The 10,590-nt window shown below is 71.6% G+C and carries 10 protein-coding genes; 6 read left to right on the forward strand and 4 right to left on the reverse strand.

All coding sequences use genetic code 11. The features are described from left to right. From QM568_RS12410 to pntB, 3 genes are all read left to right on the forward strand, one after another. On the forward strand, positions 1-1,206 hold a 1,206-nt coding region (locus QM568_RS12410), incomplete at its 5' end, for a cytochrome b/b6 domain-containing protein (RefSeq protein ID WP_415139283.1). Between the two features lie 165 nt (positions 1,207-1,371). Continuing rightward, the gene (locus tag QM568_RS12415; protein WP_415139285.1) at positions 1,372-2,943 is read left to right on the forward strand and encodes a Re/Si-specific NAD(P)(+) transhydrogenase subunit alpha; all 1,572 of its coding nucleotides are present in this window, start codon (positions 1,372-1,374) and stop codon (positions 2,941-2,943) included. Next, on the forward strand, positions 2,940-4,340 hold the full coding sequence (gene pntB / locus QM568_RS12420; protein ID WP_415139287.1) for a Re/Si-specific NAD(P)(+) transhydrogenase subunit beta: 1,401 nt from the start codon (positions 2,940-2,942) through the stop codon (positions 4,338-4,340). Before QM568_RS12415 ends, pntB begins: the two co-directional genes overlap by 4 nt. 12 nt (positions 4,341-4,352) lie before the next feature. On the opposite strand, the gene QM568_RS12425 is transcribed toward pntB, so the two are convergent. Beyond that, positions 4,353-4,859, reverse strand: a complete 507-nt coding sequence (locus tag QM568_RS12425; protein ID WP_415139289.1) for a GNAT family N-acetyltransferase — start codon at positions 4,857-4,859, stop codon at positions 4,353-4,355. Between the two features lie 130 nt (positions 4,860-4,989). Here QM568_RS12425 and QM568_RS12430 point away from each other — a divergent pair, with 130 nt between their 5' ends. Both QM568_RS12430 and QM568_RS12435 read left to right on the forward strand, forming a co-directional pair. Next, positions 4,990-5,550 carry an acyl-CoA thioesterase gene (locus tag QM568_RS12430; protein ID WP_415139291.1) on the forward strand — a complete coding sequence of 187 codons (561 nt, stop codon included), beginning with the start codon at positions 4,990-4,992 and terminating at the stop codon, positions 5,548-5,550. 43 nt (positions 5,551-5,593) lie between these two features. Continuing rightward, on the forward strand, positions 5,594-7,006 hold the full coding sequence (locus QM568_RS12435; protein WP_415139293.1) for a hypothetical protein: 1,413 nt from the start codon (positions 5,594-5,596) through the stop codon (positions 7,004-7,006). Here the strand turns inward: QM568_RS12435 and QM568_RS12440 are convergent. The 3 genes from QM568_RS12440 to QM568_RS12450 are packed head-to-tail and all read right to left on the reverse strand — an operon-like array spanning position 6,961 to position 8,794. Beyond that, the gene (locus QM568_RS12440; RefSeq protein ID WP_415139295.1) at positions 6,961-7,563 is read right to left on the reverse strand and encodes a hypothetical protein; all 603 of its coding nucleotides are present in this window, start codon (positions 7,561-7,563) and stop codon (positions 6,961-6,963) included. The two genes, QM568_RS12435 and QM568_RS12440, sit on opposite strands and share 46 nt — an antisense overlap. Beyond that, positions 7,560-8,126, reverse strand: coding sequence for a hypothetical protein (locus tag QM568_RS12445; protein ID WP_415139297.1), 567 nt, complete (start codon positions 8,124-8,126; stop codon positions 7,560-7,562). The genes QM568_RS12440 and QM568_RS12445 overlap by 4 nt, the downstream gene beginning before the upstream one ends. Then, the gene (locus QM568_RS12450) at positions 8,123-8,794 is read right to left on the reverse strand and encodes a hypothetical protein (protein ID WP_415139299.1); all 672 of its coding nucleotides are present in this window, start codon (positions 8,792-8,794) and stop codon (positions 8,123-8,125) included. Before QM568_RS12450 ends, QM568_RS12445 begins: the two co-directional genes overlap by 4 nt. 88 nt (positions 8,795-8,882) lie before the next feature. Here QM568_RS12450 and QM568_RS12455 point away from each other — a divergent pair. Next, the coding region (locus QM568_RS12455; RefSeq protein ID WP_415139301.1) for a proline dehydrogenase family protein at positions 8,883-10,590 on the forward strand (1,708 nt) is incomplete at its 3' end.

The following is a 10,590-nucleotide window of genomic DNA, read 5'->3' on the forward strand; positions in this document are numbered from 1 at the left end:
CCCGGCACCCCGATCGCGCTGCGGCGCGGGCTCCCGCGGACGGCCGGGGGGGACCCGTGGCCCCCGGCGGGTGCCGTGGCGTTCGTCGGTGCGCCGGCGGACGAGGGGCTCTCGGCGGATGCGGGCCCTTCGACGACCTCAGGAACCCAGGACGGCGCAGAGCCCCAGGACGGCGCAGGCACCGCCGGGACCACGGCACCCGCCGGAACCCAGCTCGCGCCCGCCGATCTCGGCGTACCGCTGGCGGGGCCGACGACGGTGTGGCAGGGCAAGGCGCCTCGACGGATCGCCGAGGCGCCGGCATCCGATCGTCCTCGTCCGACCTGGCCGCAGGCCATCGCCGGCCTCTTCGCGATCGCCGGCCTCGGTGTGCTGGCCGTGGCCGGCATCGCGTTCGTGCGAACCCTCCTCAGCCTGCCCTTCATGGCGGACTTCCTCGCCGCCTTCCCCGGCGAGTACGAACCCGCGATCCACGTCGAGCCGGGCTTTGCCCCGTGGGTCGGCTGGCAGCACTTCTTCAACATGTTCCTCATGGTGCTGATCATCCGCTCGGGGCTGACGATCCGTCGCGAGAAGCGGCCGACCGTGTTCTGGACGCCGAAGAACAACCGCAAGGGCAAGGTCAGCCTGACGATCTGGTTCCATCAGGCGCTCGACATCCTCTGGCTCGTGAACGGCGTCGTCTTCATCGTGCTGCTGTTCGTCACCGGGCACTGGGTGCGCATCGTGCCGACGAGCTGGGAGGTCATCCCGAACGCGCTGTCGGCGGGGCTGCAGTACCTCTCGCTCGACTGGCCGGCCGAGCACGGCTGGAGCAACTACAACAGCCTGCAGCAGCTCGCCTACTTCGTGACCGTGTTCCTCGCCGCTCCGCTGGCGGCCGCCACCGGGTTCCGAATGTCGGGACTCTGGCCGAAGAAGGCCGAGAAGCTGTCGAAGGCCTATCCGATCGAGTGGGCGCGCAAGGTGCACTTCCCGGTGATGCTGTACTTCGTGGTGTTCATCATCGGGCACGTGGCGCTGGTGTTCCTCACCGGGATGCAGGCGAACCTCAACCACATGTTCGCGAACACCCAGGCCGACACCTGGCTCGGGTTCTGGCTCTTCGTCGCCGGCCTCGCAGCCATCGGCGCGGGCTGGGCGGCAGCGCGTCCGCTCGTCATCGCCCCGATCGCGAAACTGTTCGGCACGGTCAGCGGTCGCTGACCGCGCCGAACGGCGCCGCTTGACACTGCGGCAAGAAGCGCGATTCTTGCGCCGTTATCTGCGCGAGGATCGACTCTGAGCCCTCTGCTTTGTCAATAGAGTGGGCGCACTGTGGGCGGAATCGCCCTGTGCCCCCGTCGACGCCGACGGGCAGAGGAGGATGCATTGGCAGTCATCGCAATCGTGCGCGAGCCTGCGGGCGAAGCGCGCGTCGCAGCCACACCAGCGACCGTCGCGTCGCTGCGGAAGCTGGGACATGAGGTCGTCGTCGAACGGGGAGCGGGAGCGGACGCCGCCTACCCGGATGAGGGGTACGTCGAGGCGGGTGCGGCACTGGTCGACCGCGCGCAGGCGTGGGGGAGTGAGGTCGTCCTCGCGATCACCGCTCCGACCGACGACGAGATCGCCCTGCTCGCCGACGGGGCGACCCTCGTCGCGATGCTCTCCCCGGCGCTGCGCCCCGACCTCGTCGCGTCGCTCGCGCAGCGCGGCATCACCGCTCTCGCCCTCGACGCCGTGCCGCGCATCTCCCGCGCCCAGTCGATGGATGTGCTGAGCTCCATGTCGAACATCTCCGGCTACCGCGCGGTCGTCGAGGCCGCTCACGAGTTCGGCCGGTTCTTCACCGGCCAGGTCACTGCGGCCGGCAAGGTCCCGCCCGCGAAGGTGCTCGTCGCCGGCGCCGGCGTCGCCGGACTCGCCGCGATCGGCGCGGCATCGAGCCTCGGCGCGATCGTGCGGGCCACCGACCCGCGCCCCGAGGTCGCCGACCAGGTCAAGTCGATCGGCGGCGAGTACCTCGCCGTCGATGTCGCCGTCGAGAAGTCCACCGACGGCTACGCCAAGGCGACCAGTGAGGACTACGACCGCCGCGCCGCCGAGATCTACACGGAGCAGGCCGCCGACGTCGACATCATCATCACCACCGCCCTGATCCCGGGGCGCGCCGCTCCCCGACTCATCACGGCATCCGACGTCGCTCTGATGAAGCCGGGCAGCGTCATCGTCGACATGGCCGCAGGCCAGGGCGGCAACGTCGAAGGCTCGGTCGCCGGCGAGCGGGTCGTCACCGCGAACGGCGTCGTCATCCTCGGCTACACCGACCTCGCCTCGCGTCTGGCGACCCAGGCGTCGCAGCTGTACGGCACCAACCTCGTCAACCTCATCGCGCTGCTGACCCCCGAGAAGGACGGCGAGATCGTCATCGACTTCGACGACGTCGTGCAGCGGTCGGTCACGGTCGTGCGCGACGGCGATGTGACCTGGCCGCCGCCCGCCGTGCAGGTCGCCGCCGCCCCCGCGCCGAAGGCCGAGGCGGCAGCCGCGGTCGAGGCGCCGGAGAAGAAGATGTCGCCGGGCCGCAGAGCCGCCCTCATCGTGCTCGGCATCGCCGCGCTGTTCACGATCAACGCGGTCGCGCCCGCCCCGCTGCCGCAGCACTTCACAGTGCTTGTGCTGTCGGTCGTGATCGGCTTCTACGTCATCGGCAAGGTGCACCACGCCCTGCACACCCCGCTCATGTCGGTCACCAACGCCGTCTCCGGCGTCATCGTCGTCGGCGCGATGCTGCAGATCACCGACCAGAACCCGATCGTGCAGGCGCTCGCCGCCGTCGCGGTGCTCCTCGCATCGATCAACATCTTCGGAGGCTTCGCAGTGACCCGTCGGATGCTCGCCATGTTCACCCTCGGCGGCTCGCGCTCAGCCGGCTCCTCGGCGAAGGGCGGCCGCAAGTGAGCGTCGACGCACTCGCGGGTGCGGCGTACATCGTCGCGGCCCTCCTGTTCATCCTCAGCCTCGCAGGTCTCAGCCGGCACGAGTCCGCGCGTTCCGGCGTGATCTACGGCATCTCCGGCATGGTGATCGCGCTCGTCGCGACCTTCGTCCTCAGCGTCGCCGACGCGTGGGGCGGACAGGGATCCAGCATGGGGTTGGTGCTGCTCGGCATCGCCGTCATCGTCGGCGGCGCGATCGGTCTCTGGCGCGCCAGGGTCGTGCAGATGACCGGCATGCCCGAGCTCATCGCGCTGCTGCACAGCTTCGTCGGTCTCGCCGCCGTGCTCGTCGGCTGGAACGGCTACCTCGCCCATCCGGAGGTCGCCCTCGAACTCGTCGGCATCCACAACGCCGAGGTGTTCATCGGCGTCTTCATCGGCGGTGTGACCTTCACCGGCTCCATCGTCGCCAACCTCAAGCTGTCGGCGAAGATCTCCTCGAAGCCGCTCATGCTGCCGGGCAAGAACCTGCTGAACATCCTCGCGCTCGTCGTCTTCGTCGTGCTGACGGTGTGGTTCGTGCTCGACCAGCAACTCTGGCTGCTCATCGCCGTCACCGTGCTCTCCTTCGCTCTCGGCTGGCACCTGGTCGCCTCGATCGGCGGCGGCGACATGCCCGTCGTCGTCTCGATGCTCAACAGCTACTCGGGGTGGGCGGCGGCCGCGGCCGGCTTCCTGCTGAACAACGACCTGCTCATCGTCACCGGCGCGCTCGTCGGATCCAGCGGTGCCTACCTGTCGTTCATCATGTGCAAGGCCATGAACCGCTCGTTCCTGTCGGTGATCGCCGGCGGCTTCGGCATCGTCGCCTCGAGCTCGGGCGACGAAGAGCACGGCGAGCACCGCGAGATCACTGCGGAGTCGGCGGCCGAGATGCTCACCGGCGCGAAGAGCGTCGTCATCACCCCCGGCTACGGCATGGCGGTTGCCCACGCGCAGTACCCGGTCGCCGACCTCGTGCAGCGGCTGCGCGATCGCGGTGTCGACGTGCGCTTCGGCATCCATCCCGTCGCGGGCCGCCTGCCTGGGCACATGAACGTGCTGCTCGCCGAGGCGAAGGTGCCGTACGACATCGTGTTGAGCATGGAAGAGGTGAACGACGATCTCGCGGCGACCTCGGTCGTGCTGGTCATCGGCGCGAACGACACGGTGAACCCCGCCGCCGCCGAGGACCCGGGCAGCCCCATCGCCGGGATGCCGGTGCTGCGGGTGTGGGAGGCGGAGAACGTGATCGTCTTCAAGCGCTCGATGGCCGCGGGCTACGCGGGCGTGCAGAACCCGCTGTTCTTCCGAGAGAACGCGCACATGCTGTTCGGCGACGCCAAGCAGAAGGTCGAGGACATCATCGCGGCGCTGTGAGCGCCGCAGGGCTCAACGCGTGAAGCGCACCTCGGTGAGCGTCTCGCCGAGGAAGGGCTCGGTGTGGACGGCGCCGTCGAGGGCGAAGCCGTTGCGCGTGTAGAAGCGGTGCGCGCGCGGGTTGTCCTCGGCGACCCAGAGATACAGCGGCTCATCCTTCTCGACCGCCGCGTCGAACAGCCGCTGGCCGATGCCGGTGCCGTGGTACGCGTCGAGCAGGTAGATGAAGTACAGCTCGCGCAGCGCAGGGGCGTCCTTGTCGCGGGCGGGACCGGACCCGACGAAGCCCACGATCTCGCCGTCGACCAGAGCGGCGCTCATCTTGAACTCCGGACCCTGCGCGGCCCAGTGCGTCCAGAGCTCCGCCATGCGGCGCGGCGAGATCTTCTCGAGAGCCGCCTTGCTGATCAGGTGGTCGTAGGTCTGGTGCCAGCACTGCGCGTGCACGCGACCGAGTGCTTCCGCATCCACGTCGCGGACCGGGCGGACGGTGATCTGAGGGAGGGCTTCGGCGCTCATGCCGCGACTCTACGCGCGGCTCGCGCGAAGGGGAAATCGAGCGGATGCCGGGCGGAGCGCGCGCGGGGAGGGTGGAGGGTGTGCACAACGATATCCGCGGATCGTGGTTCTAAGACTACGATCGGTCCTCGTGAACGTGATCTGGCGCACCCTTCTCGTGATCCTCGGCGCCCGCCGCCGCGTCCGGCGGGGCGAGTCCCTCGATCCGGCTGCCGTCGGCACCATCCGGCTCACCACACTGCCGACCGACATCGACATCCTCCGGCACATGAACAACGGCCGTTACCTGTCGCTGTTCGACCTCGGCCGCTGGGACCTGCTCATCCGCACGGGTCTCTTCGACGCGATGAAGGCGCGCGACTGGTACGCGGTGGTGTCCAACGCGACCATCACCTACCGCAAGTCGCTGCAGCTGTGGCAGCGCTTCGACGTGCAGTCCCGCTTCATCGGACACGACGACCGGGCCGTGTTCATGGAGCACCGCGCGGTGGTCGACGGCGAGATCTACGCTCGCGTGATCGTGCGGGCACGGATGCTGCGCCGCGCCGGCGGCGCGGTGAGCAATGAAGAGCTCTTCTCCGCGGTGGGACGCCCTGAGGGTGTGCCCGAGATCGACGAGTGGGTGCACGAGTGGGCGTCGGCATCCGCCCTGCCTCCGACGCGCGCGAGCGCGCCGAGCGTGTGGAACTGATCGGCCTCCGCCCGCGCGCGTTCGGAGCCGGTAGCGTGAGCATGTGCTGCCGATTCTGACGACCGCCGGCCGGGTGCTGCTCAGGCGCTGGCCTGCCCTCGTCGCGTGGTATCTCGCCGGCGTCGCCGTGCACTACCTGATCGTGCAGCTCGCCGGCTACATCGGCGCGTACACGGCCACCGTCGGCTTCCTCGTGCTGCCGCTCGCGATCCTCGCGCGCCTGGTCAGCTACGTGGCGATGTTCCTCGTCCTGCGCGACGGCCTGCGCAACCTCGAGGAGGTCGCGCCGCTGCCTGCGTCCTCGGCGGAGCGACGGAGCACGTTCCTCTCCGCCCTTCTCGCCGGCATCCTGCCGTTCTTCGCCGTCTACTGGGCGCAGGGCCTGCTCAAGGAGGACATCGTCGCCTACTCGCTGCGCGCCCTCGAGGAGCGCCGCAGCATCATCGCGGTCGCCGTCCTCAACGGGCAGGACGCGGTGGGATCGGAGGACACCGTCCAGAACGTGCCGCTCACCGTCTGGACGGCCCTCATCATCGTGCTCGCCTTCGCCGGCCGCTGGGCGTGGACGCGATGGGACGACAAGCTCCCGGCCTGGCTGTCGCCGGTCGCGGTCTACTTCGAGGTGGTCTGGGTCTTCTTCTCGGTCCTCGTGATCGGCGACATCACCGAGAAGATCACCGGATGGGTCGATGAGCGCGTGGCCATGGTGGCGCTGCGCGGGTTCGTCGACGGGGTGCTCGCCGCCGTGCCGCCGCTGCGGATGCTGACGGATGCGGTGGGCTGGATCATCGGCCAGGCGAGCCCCGTGCTGCTCGCGCCGCTGGCATGGCTCACCGTCGCCGGCGTCGTCTTCGGGCAGGCCATCGTCACCGAGCGGCTGCGGGTGCACACCCGGCTCCTCGCCCGGTTCCGCGCCCACACGGTGTCGTTGCCGAACCCGGTGGGGCGCCGTCTCACCGACCTCAGCAAGGAGCTGGGCGAGCGGTTCCGCCCGATCGGACGGGCGCTGCTGCTGATGTGGCGCGCGGGCCCGGTGCTCGTGGCCTCGTACGCCCTCGTCTACGTCGTCGTGAAGGCGCTCGAGTCGCTGCTCGAGATCGGCATCGCGCGCCTCATCGGCCCGCACGAGTACCTCTGGTGGGCGATCGCCTTCCCGCTCGTGTCGCTCGTTCCAGGGATGCTCATCGAGCCGGTGCGCATCGCCGTCATCAGCGGCGCCTACGACGCCACGCTCGGACGGCTGCGGCGCAAGCACCGAAAGGGCAGGGCGCCTGCGGCCTCCGTCGGCGAGGCCGAGGTGCGCGCGGTCGCCGATGCCGCCGGCCTGCTCCCGGCGGCTGCGGACACCATCGCCGCGGCGATCGTCTCGACCTCATCCGCGGCGGATGCGCCGGTCGAGTCGGTGGGCGGTCAGGGCGAGGTGTCGAACCTGAGGAACGAGCCCCCGGCCTCCTGAGGCCACACGTAGACCCAGAACGGCCCCTCGGCGTCGGCGGGCACCACGAACGGCACGATGAGCTCGTAGGGGTCGGCCGTATCCAGGGCGCAGATGTCGGGCTCTTCGGTCGAGGGCAGATGGCCGATCTCGAGCGCGGCCGATTCCCACTCCAGGCCGGTGGACTGCTCGATCAGTCGCGGACGCACGCACGAGACCGGATCGCCGTCGGGCGCGACGGGCACGGCGACGCCGATGAGCCGGGCCCCCGATGGCACGTCGAAGCCCTCCGGTTCGACCTCGGCGCTGTGCACCGGGCCCCACGTCGCCCCGGCGAGCTCTGCGGAGTCGCCCTCGGCGACGGCGATGGGCGCGAATGGGCGGGCACCGAAGCCGTAGTACTGGTTCCACCCCTGCCAGAGGATGCCGGCGGCGGTCACGGGCGCCAGCACGACGATGACGATGAGCGCGAGCCGGTTGCGCCGCCACCAGGAATCGGGCCGCGCACGGAGAGGGGGCGCCTCGGCGGCCGGTGGGGGCTCGGGGTGCGGCGGGAAGAGCGGCGGAGGGATCGTCATCGCGCCCATCCGTTCTCGAGCAGCGTCGTCGATCCCGTCGGCGTTAGGGCGTCGAGGTCGATCGACAGGGTGATCACGTCGTCGAGCGGGGTCTCACCGGGGGCGCCGGTGGACAGGCCGAGGCGGAGGGTCGCCGTGCCGGTGAGGGCGTCGTCGGGCAGCTCGAAGGCGAGGCTGCCCTCGCGCGGGACGCCCGTCACCAGCCGATGCCGGGCGAAGGTGGTGCCGCGGTCGGTGGCGCTGAAGGTCCGGTCGCCGATGACGAGCTGGGCGATGTCGAGCAGCGCGTGCTCCTGGTCCTCGCGCGACGCCGCCTCGAGGTCGACGACGAGCCAGGTGCCGGTCGCCGACCAGCCGGCGGCGTCTGAGACCTCCGCACTCGCGCGCACATCGGTCACGGTGACGGCGAGGTTGCGCGCGACGGCCTCCTCGCCGATCGTCGCGGCGGTGGCGAACGGCGCCTGCGCGACGTCTTCGGAGGGGGTGAGGGCGACCACGCCCCACGCGGCCGCCAGCAGCACGGCGGCTAGGGCGACGGTCAGCATCCGCTTCGGCGCGATCATGGCGCCGCCTCGGCGAGCGTCATCGTGACCGTGGCCCCGACGTGCGCGTCGTACCAGTACTCGTTCTTGATGAGATCCTTGCCGACGCCGCGGGTCGCGTCGGGGAGCTCGATGACGATCTCGTCGCCGGCCTCGAGGTCGTCGGACCCGACGACCCACGCCGCGAGGAGACGCGCGGGGACGTCCGGTTGCAGGATCGGCGCGCCGGTGCCGTCGTCGGCGCGGGTCAGCGAGGGGGCGCCGTCGATGCCGTCGATGCGGATGCCGTCGACGGACCAGAGCTCGCCGAGCTGGTTGGCGCAGGCGCGCGGGGCCGCCGTCACGTTGGTCGCGTCGATCGTCACCACGAGCACGCGCTCGCCGGCGGTCTCGTCGGGGAAGACGAGAAGACCGCTGCCGTCGTCGCGGAGCTCGGCCGCCTGCACCGTCATCTCGAAGCCGGCGCCCTCGAATGCCTCGCCCACGGCGACCTCCGGGGTCGGCGCGACGGGGGCGGCGTCGAGTCCCCCGAAGCCCGCGGTCGTGGCCAGGGCGACCCCGCCGAGCGCCGTGACGATCCACGGTGTGGGGATGAGGCCGATGCTGCGGCGCAACCAGCCGAGCACGCGCGCCCGCGCTGCTGCGCCCGCGCGGGCGTTCTCCGGTTCGGCGGTCGTGTCTTCCCCCACGGGATCAGCATAGGACGGGGCGTTCCTCGGCGTGATCACCACGGCGTCGCACTCGGCGAACCGTGCGGGGCGACTCTAGGCTGTGGGCATGTCCGAGGCGTCGCCGTCTTCACCCCGTCCCCTCGCCGAGCGCGCGGCGGAGCTCGCGCAGCGATGGCGGACGGATGCCGGTGCGGCCGGCTCCGACGGCGGACGCCGTTTCGCTCTCGGCATCGCCGACCCGTTGCTGAGTCCCGCGAGCGCCGCGGTGGCCGCGGCGGCCCTGCACCGCGCGGCCGCAGACGTCCCTTCCGCCCTGCCCTGGTACGTCCGCGGTGCGGTGCGCGCCGGCGGCGGCATCGCGCCGCTGCTGCCCGTGCCGACCGTGCCCATCGCCCGCCGGCTGCTGCGCGACGCCCTTCGCCCGCTCATCGTCGACCTGCGCGAGCCGCGACTCGCCGCCGAGCTCGCTCGTGTGGCCATGGCGGTATCTCGGCGTGCCGGTGCGCAGGAGGCGCCCGAGGGCACGGCCGGATCCGACCGGGGACTTCTCGACGTGCGCGTGGCGGGCGAGGCCGTGCTCGGCGAGGCTGGGGCCAGGCGACGGCTCGACGCCTCGCGGGCGCTAATCCGCAGCGGCGCAGCGGCGCAGATCTCCCTCGCCGTGCGCCAGGCGCTGCCGCCGATGGCGCCGTGGGCGTTCGACGAGACGGTGGAGCGCGCCGCCGAGGCCCTGCTGCCGCTGTACGGCGAGGGTGTGGAGACGGGCACGACGATCTGCCTCGATGCCACGGGGCCGGGCGACCTCGATCTGACCATCGCGGTGTTCACACGCATCCTCGAGCATCCCTCCCTCCTCGCCGCCGAGGCGGCCATGTCGCTGCCGACCTGGTCGCGCGATGCCCTGCCCGCTGCGCGGGAGCTCGCCGCGTGGGCGCGGGAGAGAGCCGAGCGCGGGGGAGCGCCGATCACCCTGCGACTGGACCACTCCGACGACCTCGCCGGGGCGCGCGCGGCGTCGCTCGTGCACCGGTGGCAGGAGGGCGTGCACGAGAGCGCGGCGGATGCCGACGCCGCTCTGCTGCGCGTGCTCGACGAGAGCCTCGCAGGCGAGGGGCCGAGGGCCGTGCGCGTCGAGGTCTGCGTGCACGATCTCGGCCTCCTCGCATACGCACGGCTGCGTGCCGAGGAGTGCGGCGCCGCGCTGGGCCTGGACCTGCTGCACGGCGCCCGCCCGGATCTCGCGGCGGCGATCGCCGGAGACGGGGGAGCCGTGCGCTTCCGGGTCGCCGCCGCCGCGCCCTCGTCAGCGGACGCCGCCCTCGCCGAGCTCTCCCTCGCCCTCGTGGAGGCCGATCGATCGCTGAGCAGGCCCGGATCGGATCGGCTACGGGCGGCACTGCGGCGCATCGAGGAGGGTTTCTCCGGCACCAGGGTCCGGCCGCCGCAGGACCGTCGGGCGCCCGTGCACGAGTCGGCGCGCCCCCTGCCCGCCCCGCCGCCCGCGGAGGACGGGCTCACCCAGGCCGTGCTCGGCATCACCCGCGGATCCGACGACGGGGCGTTCTTCGAGACGGCGGTCTACTCCGAGCGCGAGATCGAGGCGGAGGTCGAGGGCGCACCCGGCTTCGAGAACGCGCCGGCGACGGACCCGTCGAGCGCCGCGAACCGGGAATGGGCCAGGGAGATCTTCGCGCGGATCGCCGCGGGCGCTGCGGATGCGCCGCGCGCGGGTGCCGGAGCGGATCCGGCTGCGCCGCCGCTCGCCGACGTGCGTGCGGCCGGGGCGCGATGGGGTGCGCGTCCGGCCGCCGCGC

This window comes from Microbacterium sp. (assembly GCF_047607465.1).
Taxonomy (GTDB): domain Bacteria; phylum Actinomycetota; class Actinomycetes; order Actinomycetales; family Microbacteriaceae; genus Microbacterium.

Bases quoted from the DNA above. Each gene is read 5' to 3' on its own strand.
- QM568_RS12425 (WP_415139289.1), bottom strand. From the start codon at position 4,859: ATGAGCGCCGAAGCCCTCCCTCAGATCACCGTCCGCCCGGTCCGCGAC.
- QM568_RS12440 (WP_415139295.1), bottom strand. From the start codon at position 7,563: ATGACGATCCCTCCGCCGCTCTTCCCGCCGCACCCCGAGCCCCCACCG.
- QM568_RS12445 (WP_415139297.1), bottom strand. From the start codon at position 8,126: ATGATCGCGCCGAAGCGGATGCTGACCGTCGCCCTAGCCGCCGTGCTG.